Source organism: Streptomyces lydicamycinicus (assembly GCF_000829715.2).
GTDB lineage: Bacteria > Actinomycetota > Actinomycetes > Streptomycetales > Streptomycetaceae > Streptomyces > Streptomyces lydicamycinicus.
Genome location: NZ_BBNO01000002.1, coordinates 193,172 through 213,986, shown reverse-complemented (window position 1 = coordinate 213,986; position 20,815 = coordinate 193,172). Strand labels below are relative to the sequence as shown.

At 72.1% G+C, this 20,815-nt stretch carries 17 protein-coding genes and 1 pseudogene; 15 read left to right on the top strand and 3 right to left on the bottom strand.

All coding sequences use genetic code 11. The features are described from left to right. Window positions 1-396: 396 nt before the first annotated feature. From ssd to TU31_RS39045, 7 genes and pseudogenes are all read left to right on the top strand, one after another. Window positions 397-1,635 carry a septum site-determining protein Ssd gene (gene ssd / locus TU31_RS06310; RefSeq protein ID WP_042150535.1) on the top strand — a complete coding sequence of 413 codons (1,239 nt, stop codon included), beginning with the start codon at window positions 397-399 and terminating at the stop codon, window positions 1,633-1,635. Next, on the top strand, window positions 1,632-2,798 hold the full coding sequence (locus TU31_RS06305; protein WP_042150533.1) for a TadA family conjugal transfer-associated ATPase: 1,167 nt from the start codon (window positions 1,632-1,634) through the stop codon (window positions 2,796-2,798). Before ssd ends, TU31_RS06305 begins: the two co-directional genes overlap by 4 nt. Next, entirely contained in the window at window positions 2,795-3,715 is a 921-nt protein-coding gene (locus tag TU31_RS06300) for a type II secretion system F family protein (protein WP_042150531.1), read from the top strand. Before TU31_RS06305 ends, TU31_RS06300 begins: the two co-directional genes overlap by 4 nt. A gap of 315 nt (window positions 3,716-4,030) precedes the next feature. Continuing rightward, a complete protein-coding gene (locus TU31_RS06295) occupies window positions 4,031-4,570 on the top strand; it encodes a type II secretion system F family protein (protein ID WP_052718836.1) in 540 nt (179 codons plus the stop codon). 371 nt (window positions 4,571-4,941) lie between these two features. Continuing rightward, the gene (locus TU31_RS06290) at window positions 4,942-5,133 is read left to right on the top strand and encodes a DUF4244 domain-containing protein (protein WP_078885580.1); all 192 of its coding nucleotides are present in this window, start codon (window positions 4,942-4,944) and stop codon (window positions 5,131-5,133) included. Then, on the top strand, window positions 5,120-5,515 hold the full coding sequence (locus tag TU31_RS06285; RefSeq protein WP_078885579.1) for a TadE family type IV pilus minor pilin: 396 nt from the start codon (window positions 5,120-5,122) through the stop codon (window positions 5,513-5,515). The genes TU31_RS06290 and TU31_RS06285 overlap by 14 nt, the downstream gene beginning before the upstream one ends. A gap of 55 nt (window positions 5,516-5,570) precedes the next feature. Further along, window positions 5,571-5,762 (top strand): annotated as a pseudogene (locus TU31_RS39045) (Rv3654c family TadE-like protein); the annotation flags it as partial. 243 nt (window positions 5,763-6,005) lie between these two features. Here the strand turns inward: TU31_RS39045 and TU31_RS39040 are convergent. After that, a complete protein-coding gene (locus tag TU31_RS39040) occupies window positions 6,006-8,450 on the bottom strand; it encodes a DEAD/DEAH box helicase (RefSeq protein WP_078885578.1) in 2,445 nt (814 codons plus the stop codon). Between the two features lie 81 nt (window positions 8,451-8,531). Here TU31_RS39040 and bldG point away from each other — a divergent pair, with 81 nt between their 5' ends. The 7 genes from bldG to TU31_RS06245 all read left to right on the top strand — a co-directional run bounded on the left by bldG (window position 8,532) and on the right by TU31_RS06245 (window position 16,173). Continuing rightward, window positions 8,532-8,873 (top strand): anti-sigma factor antagonist BldG, encoded by a 342-nt coding sequence (bldG, locus tag TU31_RS06275; RefSeq protein WP_018089983.1) that lies wholly within the window; start codon window positions 8,532-8,534, stop codon window positions 8,871-8,873. A 110-nt stretch (window positions 8,874-8,983) separates the two neighbouring features. Further along, window positions 8,984-9,421, top strand: a complete 438-nt coding sequence (locus TU31_RS06270) for an ATP-binding protein (protein WP_042150523.1) — start codon at window positions 8,984-8,986, stop codon at window positions 9,419-9,421. A 904-nt stretch (window positions 9,422-10,325) separates the two neighbouring features. Continuing rightward, window positions 10,326-12,731, top strand: a complete 2,406-nt coding sequence (locus tag TU31_RS06265) for a sodium-translocating pyrophosphatase (RefSeq protein WP_042150520.1) — start codon at window positions 10,326-10,328, stop codon at window positions 12,729-12,731. A 218-nt stretch (window positions 12,732-12,949) separates the two neighbouring features. Next, complete coding sequence (locus tag TU31_RS06260) at window positions 12,950-13,534, top strand: hypothetical protein (protein ID WP_042150517.1); 585 nt, start codon at window positions 12,950-12,952, stop codon at window positions 13,532-13,534. Between the two features lie 130 nt (window positions 13,535-13,664). After that, a complete protein-coding gene (locus TU31_RS06255; RefSeq protein ID WP_370682712.1) occupies window positions 13,665-15,212 on the top strand; it encodes a DUF7059 domain-containing protein in 1,548 nt (515 codons plus the stop codon). A gap of 125 nt (window positions 15,213-15,337) precedes the next feature. Continuing rightward, the gene (locus TU31_RS06250; protein ID WP_042150514.1) at window positions 15,338-15,535 is read left to right on the top strand and encodes a hypothetical protein; all 198 of its coding nucleotides are present in this window, start codon (window positions 15,338-15,340) and stop codon (window positions 15,533-15,535) included. A gap of 233 nt (window positions 15,536-15,768) precedes the next feature. Next, window positions 15,769-16,173, top strand: a complete 405-nt coding sequence (locus tag TU31_RS06245) for a hypothetical protein (RefSeq protein WP_042150510.1) — start codon at window positions 15,769-15,771, stop codon at window positions 16,171-16,173. A 113-nt stretch (window positions 16,174-16,286) separates the two neighbouring features. Here TU31_RS06245 and TU31_RS06240 read toward each other — a convergent pair whose 3' ends face one another. Together TU31_RS06240 and TU31_RS06235 are read right to left on the bottom strand one after the other, a co-directional pair. After that, entirely contained in the window at window positions 16,287-16,727 is a 441-nt protein-coding gene (locus tag TU31_RS06240) for a DUF2752 domain-containing protein (RefSeq protein ID WP_042150507.1), read from the bottom strand. After that, on the bottom strand, window positions 16,724-17,359 hold the full coding sequence (locus TU31_RS06235; RefSeq protein ID WP_042150504.1) for a hypothetical protein: 636 nt from the start codon (window positions 17,357-17,359) through the stop codon (window positions 16,724-16,726). The genes TU31_RS06240 and TU31_RS06235 overlap by 4 nt, the downstream gene beginning before the upstream one ends. Before the next feature lie 507 nt (window positions 17,360-17,866). On the opposite strand from TU31_RS06235, the gene topA reads away from it, so the two are divergent. Continuing rightward, entirely contained in the window at window positions 17,867-20,719 is a 2,853-nt protein-coding gene (topA, locus tag TU31_RS06230) for a type I DNA topoisomerase (RefSeq protein ID WP_042150501.1), read from the top strand. Window positions 20,720-20,815 lie beyond the last annotated feature (96 nt).

The following is a 20,815-nucleotide window of genomic DNA, read 5'->3' as shown; positions in this document are numbered from 1 at the left end:
TCGCGACCGTGCTAACCCGGTCCGGCTCCTCCCCCCCCGAGTCGGCCGTGGGGACGACCCCCGCTCTCCCCCCCGGCGGGGGTCGTCGCATGTCCGGACGCATTTTCCGCCACCGGACGCTGATCCGCACTTCTCCTTGCCTGCTCGGCGCCCGCAGCCTCTCTGCTTGCGGATCATTACGCACCGTAGTCAGTCTGCTGCTCTGCGGAAGGCTCTCCTGAACCCCAGAAGTGGCCGCCCGTCGCTGGAATAGGTGACAGGGATATTCACAGCCCCGGAGTTGTCCACAATTTTGGGTCAAGATCCACAAGATTTCCCCGATCGGTGCAGCGTAAAAGTCCGCGAGTTCGCGGATGCGCGAGTTGTGTAGCGATAGGGGGACGGAACGTGGCCGGAATGACGCCATCGGAACGGCCGGTCCATGCCGGCGAGGAGCGGGGCGGTCCGCTGATCATCACCGAGGACGAAAGACTCCTCGACGATCTTCTGCGGCTGTGTGCGGCGGCCGGGGCGCTGCCCGAAGTGGCGCACGGCCTGCCGGCCCGTAAAGGGGACTGGGAAGCGCCGCCCCTGGTGATCATCGGCGCTGACTGCGCGCCCCGGATGCGCGGGGCCGGACGCCGGGCGGGCGTGATCCTCACCGGGCAGGACGCGGACGACCCGGCAGTACTGCGGCTGGCCGTCGCCCTTGGCGCCGAGCGGGTCCTGGCCCTCCCCGACGGTGAGCGCTGGCTTGCGGACCGGATCGCCGATGCCGTCGAGGGCGTCGGGCCGCCGGCCTTGACGGTCGGCGTCATCGGCGGCTGCGGCGGCGCCGGAGCGAGCACCCTGGCCGGCGCACTGGCCGTCACCGCGGCCCGTACGGGACGGCGCACGCTGCTCGTCGACGGAGACCCGCTGGGCGGTGGGCTGGACGTCCTGCTGGGCGGCGAAAGGGAGAAGGGTCTGCGCTGGCCCGCGTTCGCCGAATCACGGGGCCGGGTCGCCTGTGGTGCCCTGGCCGAGTCGCTCCCGCGCCTCCACTCGTTCCGGGTCCTCAGCTGGGACCGGGGCTCCGATGTCACCATCCCGCCCCCGGCCATGCGCGCGGTGATGGCCGCGGCGCGCCGGCGCGGCGGTGTCGTGGTGGTGGACCTGCCGCGCAGGGTCGACGTGGCGGTGATGGAGGCCCTGGCCCAGGTGGACATGGGACTGCTGCTCGTCCCTACGGAGCTGCGCGCGGTCGCGGCGGCGCAGCGGGTGGCCGCCGGGGTGCAGAAAGTGCTCGGTGATCTGCGCGTCGTGGCGCGTGGGGCTCCCGGACGGCATGGACACGGCCTGCCGCCGGACGAGATCGCCCGCCTCATGGAGCTGCCCTTGGCCGGTGAAGTGCCCTGGGAGCCCGGTCTGTTGGCCGATCTGTCGCGAGGGGTGCCACCGGGGGCGCAGGTCCGCGGACCGCTGGCGAGGTTCTGCACGGCGTTCTGGGAGCGGATGACCGAGAGCGGGGGCGACGGTGGCGGGCCGGCGTCCGCCACCGGGACGGGACCGGGCGGTGGGCCGGGGTGGAGCACAAGGCCCGGGACCGGTGCGACCGGGCCGGCGAATGCGCCGATGGCTTCCCATGCGGTCGGCCGGGGCGGAGGCCGGGGATGAGCCAGGGGCCGGATCTGCTGGAGGTGGTGCGCCGGCGGCTCGCCGAGGCCGGGGCGGAGCCGACGCCCGCGCGGGTGGCTGTGGCATTGCGCGAGCAGGGGCGGCTGCTGGGAGATGCCGAAGTGCTGGGCGTGGTGGCCGCGTTGCGGTCCGAGATGGTGGGCAGCGGGCCGCTGGAGCCGCTGCTGGCCGCGCCCGATGTCACGGACGTCCTGGTCACCGCGCCCGACGAGGTGTGGGTGGACCGCGGTGGCGGGCTGGAGCGTACGGACGTCCGCTTCCGGGACGCGGCGGAGGTGCGCAGACTCGCCCAGCGGCTGGCGGCGGTGGCCGGCCGGCGGCTGGACGATGCCCGGCCATGGGTGGACGCCCGCCTCCCGGACGGCACCCGGCTGCATGCCGTGCTGCCCCCGGTGGCCGTCGCAGGGACCTGTCTGTCCCTGCGGGTGCTGCGGCCGCGGGCCTTCGACCTCGCGGAGCTGGTGGCGGCCGGCACGGTCCCGCCGGGTGGCGACCGGCTGCTCCGGGCGCTGCTGGCGGCCCGGCTGTCTTTCCTGATCAGCGGCGGTACGGGCTGCGGCAAGACCACGCTGCTCAGCACGCTGCTCGGCCTGGTAGGCCCCGCCGAGCGGATCGTCCTGGCCGAGGACTCGGCGGAGCTGCGGCCGGACCACCCCCATGTGGTGCGGCTGGAGAGCCGGCCCGCCAACCAGGAGGGCGTCGGCCGGGTGACGCTGCGGGACCTCGTACGGCAGGCGCTGCGGATGCGCCCGGACCGGCTGGTGGTCGGGGAGGTGCGCGGTGCCGAGGTGACGGACCTGCTCGCGGCTCTGAATACGGGCCATGAGGGCGGCTGCGGCACGGTCCATGCCAACGCCGCCTGCGATGTGCCCGCGCGACTGGAGGCCCTCGGTTCGACCGCGGGCCTGGACCGCGCCGCGCTGCACAGCCAGTTGGCGGCCGCGCTCTCGGTCGTGCTGCATCTCGTACGCGACCGGACCGGGCGGCGCCGGATCGCCGAGGTCCATGTCCTGGAGCGGGACCGCGACGGCTTCGTGGTGACCGTGCCGGCCGCCGTCTGGGGCCCGGGCGGCTTCCAGGAAGGGCGCGGCTGGGGGCGGTTGAGGCAGCTGTGTGAGCGGGGCGGGGGTGCGTCCGGATGACGTTGGCCGGAGTGGCGCTGGTGGTCGCGGTGCTCTGCGCGGGCGCCGCCCTCCGGTCGGCCGGTGGCCGGCCGGACGACGTACGGCGACGGGCCCGGGCGCTGCTCGGCGGGGACGGGGCAGCGGACCCGGAACGGGGATGGCCGGCCCGGTTGCGCGGCGAGGGGGTGCGGAAGTGGTGCGCGGGGCGGCTGGTCGAGGGGGACGCGGGGCGCCGTTGGCGGCTCGGCCTCCGGGGAGACATCGGGCGGGAGGTCTGGTGTCTGCCGGTGGGGCTGGTGCTGGGGGTTCTGGGCGGATCCGTGTTCCCGGTGGCAGCCTCCGTGGTCGCGGCGTTCCTCGTCCGCCGGTGGCTGGCCACCCGCGGCGCGGGGCGGGTGCGCGAGAGGCGGGCGGCCGCGGTGATCGCGCTGTGCGCGGCCGTGGCGGGGGAGCTGCGGGCCGGGTGGCAGCCCGCGCAGGCCCTGCTCGCCGCGGGCGCGCCGGGGCTCGGAGCGGCGGGCTCGGCGGTGCTGGCGGCCGCGCGGTACGGCGGGGACGTCCCCCAGGCGTTGCGTGTGGCGGCGCGGCAGCCGGGGGCAGCGGGGCTGACCGGTATGGCGGCGTGCTGGCAGGTGGCCGTGGAGGGCGGCGCGGGGCTGGCCTCGGGGCTGGAGCGGATCGCGGCCGGCCTCAGGGCGCAGCGGGATCAACGCGACGAGCTGCGCGCCCAGTTGGCCGGGCCCCGGGCCACCGCGCTGATGCTCGCACTGCTGCCGGCGGCCGGGCTCCTGATGGGCAGTGCGCTGGGCGCCGACCCGCTGCGGGTGCTGCTGCACACGCCCGCAGGGTGGGGCTGCCTGGTGGTCGGCGGGCTCCTGGAGTGGGGCGGGGTGGCCTGGACGGCCCGGATCGTCGCGGCAGCGGAAGGCGCGTAGGAGGGGATCGGTGTGAGTGCGGAAGTTGTCCACAGGGTGGGGATGGCAGTCGCCGCCATGGTTGCGGTGTGGTGCGCCCTGGCGCTGGTACGGGAGGCGCGCGCCGGACGTGCCGTACGGAGACGGCTCTCGGTGGTGTGGGCCGGTGGACAGGTCCGGCGCGACAGGGACGGGGCCCGGACGGGTCCGTCTGCCCGAGGCCGATGGCGGCGGCGAACAGCGAGGGCGACGAACGGCGCACCACGGAACGGCCGCCCGCTGGACTGGGTCGGGTCCCTGGCGGCGGCCCTACTCGTCTTCATCCTCGTCGGTGGCATGACGGGAGTCCTGGTGGGACTCGCCGTGGGCTACGGGGCGCACCGTCACCTGGTCCGGCAACGGGGCGCGGAGGCGGTTCGGTCGGCGGCCGCGGAGGTACGGGCGGAGCTGGCGCCGGCCGGCGATCTGCTGGCGGCCTGCCTCGCGGCCGGGGCCGGACCACGGGAATCGGCCGAGGCGGTGGGCCGGTCGCTCGACGGGCCGGTCGCCGAGCGGCTGCGCCAGGTGGCGGCGGAATTGCGCCTGGGTGGTGAACCGGCGGTCGTATGGCCACGGTTGGCCGCGCTCCCCGGCGCCGAAGGGCTGGCGCGCTGTATGGAGCGCGCCGGGATATCCGGGGTACCGGCCGTCGAGTCGGCGTCCCGGATCACCGCCGAACTCCGGGCGGAGCAGGCCCGGACGGCGACCGCACAGGCCCGACGGGCCGGGGTGCTCGTCACCCTGCCGCTGTCGGCGTGCTTTCTGCCGGCGTTCCTGACGCTCGGGGTGGCACCCGTGCTGATCGGCCTGGCAGGCGGCCTGCTGGGACGTAACTGAGCGGCGGACGCGTGGCGTTCGTGGGCCGGTGCGGGGGCGCGCGGCGGGGTGGGGTGGCGAGGCCGTACCGATGTACCGGGCCGCCGGGCCGCCGGGCCGCCGGGCCGCCGGGCCGTCGGGCCGACCTGCCGGGTGGGCCGACTTGCCGGGTGGGCCGGCACGGGCAAACCGGCTCACCGGACACGCCGGAAGCCCAGCCACCGGCATGTCAGAAGCCGCTCCTCACAAGCGGTCCTCACAGACCGTTCCTCAGAAGTCACTCATCAGAAGAAGCCATTCACCAGAACCAGAAGAAGCCATGCACCAGAAGTCAAAGATCAGTGGCCCTTCCTAGGGGCCGTTCAAAGGGGGTTCGAATGTTTCGGGGCGGAATGTTGCGACGGTGGTGGGCGAAGCTGCGCGCGATCGGGGGCGACGACCGGGGGATGACCACGGCGGAGTACGCCGTCGGGACGCTCGCGGCCTGCGCTCTCGCCGCGGTGCTCTACAAGGTCGTGACGAGTGGACCGGTCCAGGCGTTGCTGCGGTCGACGCTCGAGAGGGCGATCAATGTGCAGTTCTGACGGCGGTGCCCCGGGCCTGCGGGCCCGGGGCACCCCGCGGGCTCACGACGCCGGATTCGTGACGGCGGAGACGGCAGTGGTCATACCCGTCCTGGTGGCGGTGGTGGCGGCGCTCATCTGGGGGCTGATGGCGGTCTGCGCCCGTATCGAGTGTGTGGACGCGGCGCGGGCCGGGGCGCGTGCCGCGGCGCGGTCGGAACCACGGGCGGCGGTGATCTCGGCGGCCCGGAGCGCGGCTCCACGGGGCGCGCGGATCGCCCTGGCACGGGAGGGCGCGCTGGTGCGCGTACGGGTCGCGGCCGAGCTGCCCGGCGTGTGGCGGCTGACGGCGCAGGTCACGGGGGAGGCGGTGGCTCTTGCGGAAGAGACGGTACGGCGATGAGGGCTCGGCGACGGTCTGGACGGTCTTCGCCGCGGCGGCGCTCTGCGCGGTCTTCGTGGCCCTGATGGGCGTGGGCCAGGCCGTCGCGGCGCGACACCGGGCGGGTGGCGCCGCGGACCTGGCGGCGCTGGCCGCCGCGGATCATGCCCTTCAGGGCCCGGCCGTGGCCTGCGCGGCGGCCCGTCGGGTGGCGGCCGCGCAGCACACCCGCCTGGTGCGCTGCGCGGTGACCGGGCAGGTCGCCGATGTCTCGGCCGAGGCCGGCAGCCGCCCGTTCACCTCCCGGGTACGGGCCCGGGCCGGGCCACCGGGGCGCGGCGACCCGGCGCGGCCCCGAACCGAACCGGCCCCGGCCACCACGGTCCGAGCCCGGGCCACACCGGCCCCGCGGCTCCGCCCGCCACCCCGGCTCCGTCCCGCCACACCGCCGCCCCGGCGACGCCCCGTGGCGCAGGCACCCCCACGACGCCCCGCCGTGCCGGCTCCCCGCCTACGCCCCCTGCCGCGCCCCGCGCAGCAGCTCGCTCAACAACCGGATGGCTCCCCGCTTGTGGAGCGGGTCGTTGCCGTTGCCGCACTTGGGCGACTGGATGCAGGAAGGGCAGCCGGCCTCGCATTCGCAGGAGGCGATGGCGTGACGGGTGGCGGTGAGCCAGTCGGCGGCCGTGTGGAAAGCGCGCTCGGCGAATCCGGCGCCGCCAGGGTGGCCGTCGTAGACGAAGACGGTCGGCAGGAGGGTGTCCGGGTGGAGCGGCACGGAGACGCCGCCGATGTCCCAGCGGTCGCAGGTGGCGAAGAGCGGCAGCATGCCGATGGAGGCGTGTTCCGCGGCGTGCAGGGCGCCGCCCAGCTGCTCGGGATTGACCCGGGCGGCGTCGAGTTGGTCCTCGGTGACCGTCCACCACACCGCGCGGGTGCGCAGCGTACGGGGCGGCAGATCGAGCTTGGTCTCGCCCAGGACCTCGCCGGTGATCAGCTTGCGGCGCAGGAAGGAGACGACCTGGTTGGTGACCTCGACGGACCCGAAGCAGAGCCGGGCGTCGCCCCAGGGGATCTCGGTGTCGGTCTCCAGGATGGTGATCGCGGTGGTGTCCCGGGCGGTCGTGGAATAGGGCGGGCTGGCCTCCTCGACCAGCGCCACGTCGTCGGCGAGATCGAGCTGCTGCACGACATAGGTACGGCCCTGGTGGAGGTGCACCGCGCCGTCGTGGACGGTGGTGTGCGCGGCGGCGGCATCCACGGTGCCCAGCAGCCGCCCGGTCCCGGCCTCCACGATCTGCACCGGCGAGCCGCCCTGCCCGCGGATGTCGGTGAGGTCGGCGGCGCGCTCGCGGCGCGTCCAGTGCCAGGCCTTGGCCCGCCGGCGCAGCAGGCTCGCGGCCTCCAGCTGCGGCATCAGCCCGCCGGTCGCCGGCCCGAAGAGCGGGAAGTCGGATTCGGTGAGCGGGAGTTCGGCGGCGGCCGCGCACAGGTGCGGGGCGAGCACGTACGGGTTGTCGGGGTCCAGGACGGTGGACTCGACGGGCTGGTCGAAGAGCGCCTCGGGATGGTGGACGAGATAGGTGTCCAGCGGGTCGTCGCGGGCCACGAGCACGGCGAGCGCGCCCTGCCCGGAGCGGCCCGCCCGTCCGGCCTGCTGCCACAAGGACGCCCGGGTCCCCGGATATCCGGCGATGACCACGGCATCCAGACCGGAGACGTCCACGCCCAGTTCGAGCGCGGTGGTGGCGGCCAGCCCGAGCAGCTCACCGCTGTGCAGGGCGCGTTCCAGGGCGCGGCGTTCCTCGGGCAGATATCCGCCCCGGTAGGCGGCGACCCGGCCGGGCAGCGAGCGGTCCACCTCCGCGAGCCGCTCCTGCGCGATCAGCGCGATCAGTTCGGCGCCGCGCCGGGAGCGGACGAAGGCGACGGTGCGTACGCCCTGGACGGCGAGATCGGTGAGCAGATCCGCGCTCTCGGCGGTGGCGGTCCGGCGGACCGGGGCACCCTGCTCGCCGTGGAGTTCGGTCAGCGGCGGTTCCCACAGCGCGAAGACCAACTCGCCGCGCGGCGAGGTGTCCTCGGTGATCTCCACCACGGGCAGCCCGGTGAGCCGGGTCGCGGCCCGGCCCGGCTCCGCGGCCGTGGCGGAGGCGAGCAGAAAGACCGGCTCGGAGCCGTACCGGGCGCAGATACGGCGCAGTCGGCGGACGACCTGCGCGACATGGGAGCCGAAGACACCGCGGTAGCTGTGGCATTCATCGATGACGACATAGCGCAGCGCCCGCAGGAAGGAGGACCAGCGGGGGTGCGACGGCAGGATGCCGCGATGGAGCATGTCGGGGTTGGTCAGGACGTAGTTGCCGTACTGGCGGACCCATTCGCGCTCCTCGACGGGGGTGTCGCCGTCGTAGACCGCCGGCCGGACGGCTGAGCCCAGCGGGGCGGCCAGATCGCGTACGGCGCGCCGCTGATCGGCCGCCAGCGCCTTCGTGGGGGCCAGATACAGGGCCGTGGCCCCTCTCCCGTTCGGGGCCTCGGAGCCGTCCAGGAGCGTGGAGAGGACCGGCGCGAGATACGCCAGGGACTTCCCCGAGGCGGTGCCGGTGGCGACGACGACCGATTCGCCGCGCAGTGCGTGTTCGGACGTCCGTGCCTGGTGAGCCCAGGGACGCTCGATTCCGGCCGAGCGGATGGCGGCGATCACTTCCGGCCGGATCTGTTCCGGCCAGTCGGCATGGCTGCCGATGCGTGGGGGCAAGTGCTCCGTATGAGTGATGCGCGCAGCGCGGGTCGCGCCCCGGGCGAGACGTTCGAGAATCATGCCTGGGGACGGGCGCGCACCCGCATCCGGCGGGAGTGGATTGGAGGCCATCGGCACCGAGTGTGTCACCGGAGTGACGGACAATGCTGAAAGGGCGTCGTGCACGCCCGCTGGTAAGTGATTGAATGCCATGGCGGCTGCCAGATCCGCCCCTACCTTCGGTGGGGAGGCCCCAGGGGGGCGACCGCTCGATAGCAAGGTGCTGGAGGATCCGTGGACCTGTCCCTGTCGACCCGGACCGTTGGCGACCGTACGGTCGTCGAGGTCGGTGGCGAGATTGATGTATACACCGCGCCCAAGCTGCGGGAGCAGCTGGTCGAGCTTGTGAACGACGGAAGCTACCACCTCGTGGTGGACATGGAACGTGTCGACTTCCTGGACTCCACTGGGCTCGGCGTGCTGGTCGGCGGACTCAAGCGGGTGCGTGCCCATGAGGGCTCGCTGCGCCTGGTCTGCAACCAGGAGCGCATTCTCAAGATCTTCCGTATCACCGGACTGACCAAGGTGTTCCCGATTCACACCTCGGTCGAGGAAGCCGTCTCGGCGACTGACTGACGGTCTTGCCGGTTCCCCCGCGCCACCAGGCGCGGGGGAGGAAGAAGTGGGGGGTACCGGACGGAGGTCCGGCCCCCTGCGTCGCACGCCCGCATAACGAGGGGGATGGCATGGCCACCGTCGAACTTCGCTTCAGCGCCCTTCCCGAGCATGTCCGCACCGCGCGTCTGGTCGCGGCTGCCGTGGCACGGCGCGCGGGAGTGGACGAGGCCGTGCTGGACGAGGTGCGGCTCGCCGTCGGAGAGGCGTGCAGCCGGGCCGTGGGCCTGCACGAGAGCCATGACATCGCCGCGCCCGTGCGGGTCCTGCTGATCGAGGACGAGAAGAAGTTCTCGATCGAGGTGGGCGACGGGGTGACCGGCGACTCCGGTACGGCGCGGGGCGCCGACGCGGCCGAGGGTGTCGCGGAGAGCGACGCCGAGGGCGAGGACGAAATGGGCCTCGCCGTGATCAGCGGGCTGGTCGACGATGTCGAGGTGACCGCCGGCAAGGACGGCGGGCTGATCCGCATGACCTGGCCCACCACGACGACCGCGGTCCTGCCGTAGGGCTCCGGTCCGGCGGCCCCGTCAGCGAGACGTCTCCCAGCCGTGCTGTCCGTAGGTGAGGCGGCACGAACCGTCACGTCACGTCACATCTGCAGTCCATGGTTCATCCACGCGCCGACGCCCCGAGGGCGATGACGGCGGCTGTGGCGGCCTTGCTTCACGAGGGCGACGCCCCGGGCCGCGAGATCGCCGGAGAGGCGTGCGTACGGCCTTCTGCCGCGCTCAGGCCCCATGAGGTCGCCGGTCTCCTCTGAGGACTCATGACGGCTCCGCCCGGTGAGGGCTCTGCCCCCGTTCGCCTGAGGCGCTCGGGCGCTGCTGCTCCCGCGCCCGCCCAGGACCGCCGCGCGCCCGCCCAGGACCGTCCCCACCCCGGATGCCCGGCGCACACCCCCCGGACCGCCCCCGCAGCCCCGTCCCCGCAGTCCCCACAGCCCCCGCCACAGCCTCCCCCGTACCGGCTCGTCCCGGTCTCCGCTTCCGTCTCAGGCGTTGCGATCCGGACTCGATCTGACGGCGCTTCATGGGGTGCCGGGGAGGGGGCCGTGCGGCCCGGGTCACCCGTTCGGCGGTAGGCGGGTGGATCAATTCTCTCCGGTATCACGCGCACCTCAATCGGCCCAGTCGCCGAGGCCGCGTCTTTGAGCAGCGGCGATCAGTGGGCGGTCCAAAGGCGATCAGTACGACAGAGAGATCATCGTGCAGTGGTCAGCGAATTCGTGGCTTTCCTTCGTCCGGGCGAATTCCGTACCGCGTCGGCCTTTTGATCTTCGCCGCTACCGGCGAATTCCCTTTGACGCGTACTGTTTTGATCAACCGCGGCTCCCTACAATCCGTCCACATCTTGCTCAGGACGCCTGAGCGTGCTTCCGCGCGCCCATGTGCCAAACGTCAAGGAGGACGAATGGCGGGGCCTTACACCCCTCAGTTGCTTGACACCCCCACTTTTCTGGCCGGGCCGTCCCTTACGGCGGGCAACCGCGGCATCGTGCTGGTGATCGCCGTGGTCGCCCTGGCGGCGCTGGCTGTCGCGGCGGTGCTGGTCCGCCAAGTGCTCGCGGCCGGTGAGGGAACCGACAGAATGAAGAAGATCGCGGAGGCCGTGCAGGAAGGCGCAAATGCCTACCTGGCCCGGCAGTTGCGGACCCTCGGTGTATTCGCCGTCGTGGTGTTCTTCCTGCTCATGCTGCTGCCTGCGGACAATTGGACGCAGCGCGCCGGACGCAGCGCCTTCTTCTTGATCGGCGCCGGATTCTCGGCGGCCACCGGCTATATCGGCATGTGGCTCGCCGTACGCAGCAATGTGCGCGTCGCGGCGGCCGCCCGGGAAGCCACTCCGGCCGAGGGTGAAACCAAGACAAAGGATCTTACGGCCGTCTCGCACAAGGCGATGAAGATCGCTTTCCGTACCGGTGGCGTCGTCGGAATGTTCACCGTGGGGCTGGGACTGCTCGGTGCCTCCTGCGTGGTGCTCGTGTACGCGGTCGACGCGCCCAAGGTGCTGGAGGGCTTCGGTCTCGGCGCCGCGCTGATCGCGATGTTCATGAGGGTCGGCGGCGGCATCTTCACCAAGGCCGCGGACGTCGGCGCGGATCTCGTCGGGAAGGTCGAGCAGGGCATCCCCGAGGACGACCCGCGCAACGCCGCGACCATCGCGGACAACGTGGGCGACAACGTCGGTGACTGCGCCGGTATGGCCGCCGACCTCTTCGAGTCGTACGCGGTGACCCTGGTCGCCGCGCTCATCCTGGGCATGGCGGCCTTCGGCGACGCCGGGCTGGCCTTCCCGCTGCTGGTCCCGGCCATCGGTGTGCTCACCGCGATGATCGGCATCTTCGTGGTCGCGCCCCGGCGCAGCGACCGCAGCGGCATGACGGCCATCAACCGCGGCTTCTTCATCTCCGCGGGCATCTCGCTGGTCCTGGTGGCCGCCGCGGTGTTCATCTACCTGCCGTCCAGCTACCAGGGCCTGAAGGGCGTCACCGACGTCGAGATCCTGAGCACCAGCGGCGACCCGCGGATGCTGGCGCTGGTGGCGGTCGCCATCGGCATCGTGCTGGCCGCGCTGATCCAGCAGCTGACCGGCTACTTCACCGAGACCAACCGCCGGCCCGTACGGGACATCGGGAAGACCTCGCTGACCGGACCGGCCACGGTCGTGCTCTCCGGTATCTCGATCGGCCTGGAGTCGGCCGTCTACTCGGCGGTGCTGATCGGTCTGGCCGTCTACGGGGCGTTCCTGCTGGGCGGCGCCTCCATCATGCTGGCGCTGTTCGCGGTGGCGCTGGCCGGCACCGGCCTGCTGACCACTGTCGGCGTGATCGTGGCGATGGACACCTTCGGCCCGGTCTCCGACAACGCGCAGGGCATCGCCGAGATGTCCGGTGATGTCACCGGTGACGGCGCGCAGGTGCTGACCGACCTGGACGCGGTCGGCAACACGACCAAGGCCATCACCAAGGGCATCGCCATCGCGACGGCCGTATTGGCCGCGGCCGCGCTCTTCGGCTCGTACCGGGACGCGATCGCCACCGCCGTACGGGAGGTCGGCAACGCCGCCACCGGCATGGGCCTCAGCCTGGACATCTCGCAGCCCAACAACCTGGTCGGGCTGGTCCTCGGCGCCTCGGTCGTCTTCCTGTTCTCCGGGCTGGCGATCAACGCGGTCTCGCGGTCGGCGGGCGCGGTGGTCTTCGAGGTGCGCCGGCAGTTCCGGGAGCACCCCGGGATCATGGACTACAGCGAGAAGCCCGAGTACGGGCGGGTCGTGGACATCTGCACCAAGGACGCGCTGCGTGAGCTGGCCACTCCCGGGCTGCTGGCCGTGCTCACCCCGATCGCGGTCGGCTTCTCGCTCGGCGTCGGCGCGCTCGGCTCGTTCCTGGCGGGTGCGATCGGCACCGGCACGCTGATGGCGGTCTTTCTCGCCAACTCCGGTGGCGCGTGGGACAACGCCAAGAAGCTGGTCGAGGACGGGCACCACGGCGGCAAGGGCAGCGAGGCGCATGCCGCGACGGTCATCGGTGACACCGTCGGCGACCCGTTCAAGGACACCGCGGGCCCGGCGATCAACCCGCTGCTGAAGGTCATGAACCTGGTGGCGCTGCTGATCGCCCCCGCGGTGGTCAAGTTCTCCTACGGCCAGGACAAGAGCACGGGCGTCCGGCTCGTGGTCGCGCTGCTGGCGATCGCCGTCATCGTCGGTGCGGTCTACGTCTCCAAGCGGCGCGGAATCGCCGTGGGTGACGAAGACAACTCCGAAGATCCGGAAAGCATCGCCAAGTCGGCCAAGACGGCGGTGGCGTCCTAGCCGCCGAGGAGCACCAACAGGGCGCGCGGACCGCTCAACTGGGCGGGTGGACGGCGTATTTTGCGGACGCCGGCCACCCGCCTTCCGTGTGCCCGGGTGGCCCTGCGGTCCTTGGTGCAAATGGCTGCAATGAGGGCAGGGCGGGATGCCCGACCGGTGGGCCGGGCCCTTTCGGCGTGTATGTTCCGGGGCCGAGAGCCATGGAAGGGACCAATCCGGTGAACAAGAAGCTTGTGGCTGCACTGTCCGGCGGTGCCGCACTGGTACTCGCGCTGACCGGTTGCAGCGACGACAGCAGCAAGAAGCTCAATGACTGGGCGAAGAGTTTCTGCGACCCTGCGCAGGCTCAGTTCAAGAAGATCCAGGACGCCAACGGCGCCATGCAGACGGCCGACAACGGCAGCACGGACTCCAAGAAGGTCCAGCAGACCGACTCGGCCGCCTTCCAGAAGATTTCCGGCGCCTACGCCTCGCTGGCCAAGTCCCTGGAGAAGGCCGGGCCCCCGCCGACCGACCAGGGCAAGCAGGCCCAGCAGAACGCCGTCAAGGAGCTCAACTCGCTCTCCAAGGGCTACGCGGACCTCCAGAAGCAGGTCGACAGCCTCGACACCAAGGACAAGCTCAAGTTCGCGGACGGGCTGCGCGACCTGTCCAACGGCATCAACAAGCTCAACAAGCAGAGCGAGGCCGCCTTCAAGAACCTGGAGGCCGGTGACGTCGGCACGGCGATGGCCGCCCAGAAGGGCTGTCAGAACCCCGCCGCGTCCGGTTCCCCGGCGCCGACGCAGTCGAAGAAGTCGTAGCGGCCACGGGAGTCGGACGGGCCGGGACGCCGCGGTGGCCGCGGACCGGCACGGGCTCCGACGGCCCGGCGACGCGCCCGGAGCGGGCGTGGCGCCGGGCCGTCGCCGTTTGTCAGTGGCAGGGCCGACAATGGTGGGCGTGAGTACGCACCTCCCCACCGCAGATGCCCAGGACCCCGAGAGCAACGCCCGTACCGCCCGGCTGCGCGAGGCCCTGCTGGCCGCCGCCTTCACCGCCGACGGGCTGCTGGAGCTGCTCGGCGCGCCCGCCTATGCCGCGCTGGCGCGCAGCGAGACCGTCCCCGCCCTGCGGGCGACGCGCGGTGACAGCCCGCTGGAGACCCTGGTGCGGCTGTTCCTGCTCCAGCGCCCGGTGGAGCGGCGGCGCGCGCAGGCCGCGCTGCCGGTCGCGGACTGCCTCGCCGACGGCTGGCTGGTGCAGGACGGCGACGAGCTGCGCGCCAGTGTGGACGTGCGGCCGTACGGCGGCCCCGAGGGGCAGGACTGGTGGATCGTCTCCGACCTGGGCTGTGCGGTCGGCGGGGCCGGCGGTATCCGGGGCGTCGGGGAGGCGGACCGCGCGGAGCTGGTGCTCGGCGTCGGCGGGGCGTCCACGACCCTGGCCGGGATCACCGTGCGCCGCCCGGTCGGCAAGGCGCTCGACCTCGGCACCGGCTCCGGCATCCAGGCGCTGCACGCCGCCCAGCACGCCACCCGCGTCACGGCCACCGACCTCAACCCCCGGGCGCTGCGGATCGCCGCGCTGACGCTGGCGCTCTCCGGGGCGGAGGCGGCGGACCTGCGGGAGGGCTCGCTGTTCGAGCCGGCCGGTGACGAGACGTACGACCTGATCGTGTCCAACCCGCCGTTCGTGATCTCCCCGGGCGCCCGCCTCACCTACCGGGACGGCGGCATGGGCGGCGACGACCTGTGCCGGACGCTGGTCCAGCAGTCCGCCGCGTACCTCAACGACGGCGGCTACTGCCAGCTGCTGGCCAATTGGCAGCATGTGGCGGGCGAGGAGTGGCAGGACCGGCTGCGGTCCTGGGTGCCGCAGGGCTGTGACGCCTGGATCGTGCAGCGCGAGGTGCAGGACATCACCCAGTACGCCGAGCTGTGGCTGCGCGACGCGGGCGACCACCGGGCGGGCGACGAGGCATACGCCGCGCGGTACGACGCCTGGCTCGACGAGTTCGAGGCGCGCGGGACCAAGGCCATCGGCTTCGGCTGGATCACGCTGCGCAAGTCCGGTTCGGAGGCTTCTTCCATCACCGTCGAGGAATGGCCGCATCCGGTCGAGCAGCCGCTCGGGGAGGCGGTCGTGGCGCACTTCGACCGCCAGGACTATCTGCGGGCCACGGATGACGCGGCGCTGCTGGCCGGCCACTTCAAGCTCGCCGACGAGGTGGTCCAGGAGCAGGTCGGGCTGCCCGGGGCGGAGGACCCGGAGCATGTGGTGCTGCGTCAGAACCGCGGTATGCGGCGCGCCACGAAGGTGGACACGGTCGGCGCGGGCTTCGCCGGGGTGTGTGACGGCACCCTGCCCGCCGGGCGGATTCTGGACGCCATCGCCCAACTCGTCGGCGAGGACCCGGTCCTGCTGCGGGACCGCACCCCGGCCTCGATCCGGATGCTGGTGGAGCAGGGGTTCCTGGAGCCGGTGGCCGCGGCCGGGTGACGCGGACGGCTGACGGGGGCGGCTGACGCGGGCGGCTGACGCGGACGGGGGAGCGGCGGGCGACATACCGGTGGCGTTCATCCGGCGTTCGCCGGGATGCCGCCCCGGGGTGCCACGCTGCCCGCATGGAGAGTGGACCCGAGGCATTCGCCGGTGTGGCGTTCGCGCTGTTCGGCGCCGGACTTCTGGTGTGGACGGGCGTGTGTGCGCGGACCGGTTCCCCGGTCGCCGACGGTGTCAGCCGTCCGGTCGCCGCCGTGACCGCGCTGCTGTCCGGGGTGGCGTTCCTGGCCACCGGCTGCTGGCTGCTGATGGCGTTGTAGCCGCCCGCGTCGCCCCGTCGTCCTGCCGCCCGCCGCGTCGGCACCCTGGTGCCGGGACGTCGTCCTCAACTGCCGTAGGAAGGCGTTCCGTTCACTTCCGGCCAGTTCTGTCATAAATGGCCGGTGTGTGCCGGTACGCGGGAACTTTTCGGTGCCATCAGGGCATCTCCCTCAGTGAAGGTCACCAACAGGCCGGTCGGCCCATGGGCCGGCCCCCTCAGGGAGGAACCCCAATGAACCGTGCACTCCGCTACGCCACCGTCGGTGTCATCGCTGTCTCCCTGCTCGCCGGCGGCTCGGCCGCGGCCTTCGCCGCACCGCAGGACCTGCACACGCCCGCGCCGACCGTGGCCACCGCGCCGGCCGCCGCCTCCCTGACGGCCAAGGCCAGTGCGACGACGGTCAAGGCCTGGGAGCAGTTCCGGATCACCGGCATCGCCAAGGGCATCAAGGCCGGCACCAAGCTCACCGTCCAGCAGAAGCAGGGCAAGAAGTGGGTCTCGCTGCCCGCGCAGACGCCGGTCAACTCCAGCGGCGCGTACGCGGTGCGGGTCAAGCTCGGCATCAAGGGCGTCAACCAGCTCCGCATGGCCACCGGCAGCACCGTCTCGCCGGTGGTCTCGGTCACCGTGCGCTGAGGCGCTGCCGCGTTGAGGTGCTGACGCCCTGACACGGCGCACGGACGCCTGACGGTCCGGACCGTTGCCGGACCGTCAGGCCGCCCTGTGGCGCGTCGCCTACGGGACAGCCCTTAGCCGACGAGATTGCGGGCGAGCATCCACACCGCGGCGATGCCGAGCACCACGGCATTGCCGCGGCCCGACAGTCGGGGCCGGTACACCCGGCCGCGGAGGCCGGCGACCAGCCGGCGTCCGACGGCGTACGCCACCACCGGCCCGCCCAGGGTGAGCAGCACGGCGTTGTCGTGGAAGGCCGTCACGACCTCGCCGTGCATCAGGTCGTACGCCATCCGGGTCCCGCCGCACAGCGGGCACAGCAGCCCGGTGGCCCATTTGAAGGGGCAGGGGATCAGCAGCTGCCCCGGCTGGTGCGGATCGGTGTGCCAGAGGTAGACGGCGGCCGCCGCGCCGCCGCCGAGTGCGACCGCCGCCCGGCGGAGGGCGCGCTTCCGGACCGCCGCCCCCGTGGGTCCCGCGGGCTCGGCGGGACCCCAGGACTCCCCGGTGCTCACACGCTCAGCGACCGGGCGTAGTTGACCTGGTTGAGCACGAACATCACCTGCTCGCGGGACTGCACCGGGATCATCGTGGAGTGGTGCCGGCCGCCGCTGTTCACCGTGACCTGTACGAACCCGGTCGTCACCCGCTCCTTCATCAGGAGGAAGAGCAGGCCGAGCAGACAGAAGAGGAAGAAGACGATGGCGAGCACGACCGCGTGCGCCGGAATCTTCTCCTCCGTCCGCGACATATCGGTCGCCGTCCACACCGCGCCCTTGAGCGGCATCGGTCCGGCCGGCGTCATGACCGTGTCGCCGGTCACCGCGATATCGCCGAGCGACAGCGCCATCCCGCCGGTCTGGGCCCCGGGCTGGAAGCCGCCGGGCGCCGGCTGCGGCGGCGCGCCCGGCGGGAAACCGGGCGGGGGTGCCGGCTGGGCGCCGGCCTGGGGGTACCCGTAACCGGGCTGCGGCTGCGGCTGCGCGGGCGTCTGGGGATAGCCGTATCCGGGCTCCCCGGGGCGGCCGCCCTGCGGATAGCCGTAACCGGGGTCGGCGGGCTTGCCGCTCTCCGGTGTGGCGTAAGGGTTCTGACCGGGCTGGCCGGGCGGCTGTTCCGGAGGCGGTCCGGGGTGCTGGTTGGCCATGGGTGGTGATCCCCCCGAGTGTGCGTGACGACGGCAGTACCCGGCTCGAACGGCGAGCCGTGCCGTGTCCATCCTGCCAGCCCGCTCACGTGCTGTATCAAGGCAATGACGGCATCCGGCGCCGCCTTGTGACAGTCGCCGGCCGGCGGACGGTGCGGTGCGCGGCCCCGGGCGAGCGATGAACCGTCGGGGAACCGTCACTGTGTGAGATCACCGAAGGTGCCGGGGCTGCGGCGCGCGGGGAACGGCCGGCGTGGACACCGGGGAGCAGGTCGGCCCCGTCATGATCCATAGGACCGCCCCCGGGGCCCGTGGCAGGCGCCTGATGCGGTCCAGGCGACATGAAGGCATGTAGTCGGGTTACCGTTCGAGTGGCGTTGCGGGGTTTTTCCGTTTGACACGGGGCCGGGAGGTACCGTCACACTCCGCAGCGTCAAGCGTCACCGCAGTGCGTCCCGGCGTCCGGCCGGGAGGCAATCCCAGCGTCGACCGGAGAGAAGAGCGAAGTTGTCCCCGACCAGCGAGACCACAGACGGCGGCGGCCGCCGACTCGTCATCGTCGAGTCGCCTGCCAAGGCGAAGACGATCAAGGGCTACCTCGGCCCTGGCTACGTGGTCGAGGCCAGCGTCGGACACATCCGCGACCTGCCGAACGGCGCCGCAGAGGTCCCGGCGAAGTACAAGGGCGAGCCCTGGGCCCGCCTCGGCGTGAACGTCGACGCCGAGTTCCAGCCGATCTACGTCGTCAACAGTGACAAGAAGGACCAGGTCAAGAAGCTCAAGGAGCTGCTGGCCGAGTCCGATGAGCTCTATCTCGCCACAGATGAGGACCGCGAGGGCGAGGCCATCGCCTGGCACCTCCAGGAGATCCTCAAGCCCAAGGTCCCCGTCCACCGGATGGTCTTCCACGAGATCACCAAGGACGCGATCCGCGAGGCCGTCGCCAATCCGCGCGATCTGAACCAGAAGCTGGTCGACGCCCAGGAGACCCGCCGGATCCTCGACCGCCTCTACGGCTACGAGGTCTCGCCGGTCCTGTGGAAGAAGGTCATGCCGCGGCTGTCGGCCGGCCGGGTGCAGTCCGTCGCGACCCGTCTCGTCGTCGAGCGGGAGCGCGAGCGCATCGCCTTCCGCTCCGCCGAGTACTGGGACCTGACCGGCACCTTCGCCACGGGTAGGGCCGGGGACGCGAGCGACCCCTCGACGCTGACCGCGCGGCTGAACACCGTCGACGGCCGCCGTATCGCCCAGGGCCGTGACTTCGGCTCCAACGGGCAGCTCAAGAACGATGTGCTCCATCTGGACGAGGCGAACGCCCGCGCGCTCGCCGCCGCCCTGGAGAACACCGACTTCGCGGTGCGCTCGGTCGAGTCCAAGCCCTACCGCCGCTCGCCGTATGCCCCGTTCCGTACGACCACCCTCCAGCAGGAGGCCAGCCGCAAGCTCGGCTTCGGCGCCAAGGCCACCATGCAGGTGGCGCAGAAGCTGTACGAGAACGGCTTCATCACCTATATGCGTACGGACTCCACCACGCTCTCGGACACCGCGGTCGCCGCGGCCCGGGCGCAGGTGACGCATCTGTACGGTGCGAACTACCTGCCGGACAAGCCGCGCACCTACGCCGGCAAGGTCAAGAACGCCCAGGAGGCGCACGAGGCGATCCGCCCGTCCGGCGACCGCTTCCGCACCCCGGCAGAGACGGGGCTGACCGGCGACCAGTTCAAGCTCTACGAGCTGATCTGGAAGCGGACCGTCGCCTCCCAGATGAAGGACGCGACCGGTAACTCCGTCACGGTCAAGATCGGTGGCCGGGCCAGCGACGGCCGGGACGCCGAGTTCAGCGCGTCCGGCAAGACCATCACCTTCCACGGCTTCCTGAAGGCCTACGTGGAGGGCGCCGACGACCCGAACGCCGAGCTCGACGACCGCGAGCGCCGGCTGCCGCAGGTCGCCGAGGGCGATGCGCTGGCCGCGCGGGAGATCACCGCCGACGGGCACGCCACCAAGCCGCCCGCCCGTTACACCGAGGCCACGCTGGTCAAGGAGCTGGAAGAGCGCGAGATCGGGCGCCCGTCGACCTATGCGTCGATCATCGGCACGATCCTCGACCGCGGCTATGTCTTCAAGAAGGGCACCGCGCTCGTCCCCTCCTTCCTGTCCTTCGCGGTGGTCAACCTCCTGGAGAAGCACTTCGGCCGGCTGGTCGACTACAGCTTCACCGCCAAGATGGAGGACGACCTCGACCGCATCGCCCGTGGTGAGGCGCAGTCCGTGCCGTGGCTGCGGCGCTTCTACTTCGGCGAGGGCCACGGCGAGGGCGGTGCAGCGGACGCCGGCAACGGCGACGGCGACCACCTCGGCGGGCTCAAGGAACTGGTCACCGACCTCGGTGCGATCGACGCCCGGGAGATCTCGTCCTTCCCGGTCAGCGACGACATCAAGCTGCGGGTCGGCCGCTACGGCCCGTATGTGGAGCGCGGCGAGAAGGACGCCGAGGGCCACCAGCGCGCCGACGTCCCCGACGACCTGGCGCCCGACGAGCTGACCGTGGAGTACGCGGAGGAGCTGCTCGCCAAGCCGAGCGGCGACTTCGAGCTGGGGATGGACCCGGTCAGCGGCCACCAGATCGTCGCCAAGGACGGCCGCTACGGCCCGTACGTCACCGAGATCCTGCCCGAGGGCACCCCGAAGACCGGCAAGAACGCGGTCAAGCCGCGCACCGCCTCGCTCTTCAAGTCGATGGCCCTGGACACGGTGACGCTGGAGGACGCGCTCAAGCTGATGTCGCTGCCGCGCGTCGTCGGCACCGACCCCGAGGGCGTGGAGATCACCGCGCAGAACGGCCGCTACGGCCCGTATCTGAAGAAGGGCACCGACTCGCGCTCCCTGGAGAGTGAGGAGCAGCTCTTCACGATCACCGTCGAGGAGGCGCTGGCGATCTACGCCCAGCCCAAGCAGCGTGGGCGGGCCGCCGCCAAGCCGCCGCTGAAGGAACTGGGTACGGACCCGGTGAGCGGTAAGCCCGTGGTGGTCAAGGACGGCCGCTTCGGCGCGTATGTCACCGACGGCGAGACCAACGCGACGCTGCGGCGGGACGACGACGTCGAGACGATCACCGCCGAGCGGGGCTACGAGCTGCTGGCGGAGAAGCGCGCCAAGGGGCCGGCGAAGAAGACCGCGAAGAAGGCGGCCAAGAAGGCGCCGGCCAAGAAGACGGCGGCGAAGAAGACCACCGCGAAGAAGACGGCCGCCAAGAAGACCGCGGCGAAGAAGACGACCACGGCGAAGAAGACGACCGCCAAGAAGGCCACCGCGAAGACGGCGGCGGCAAAGAAGACGGCGGTGTCGGCCGAGGACTGAGGCGGCACCGGCCGGTCCCGGCCGGCGAAGCCGCAGGACAAGGGCGGGCAAGGCGGACACGTTCCGTCGTGCCCGCCCATTTGTTCGGGCAGGCGC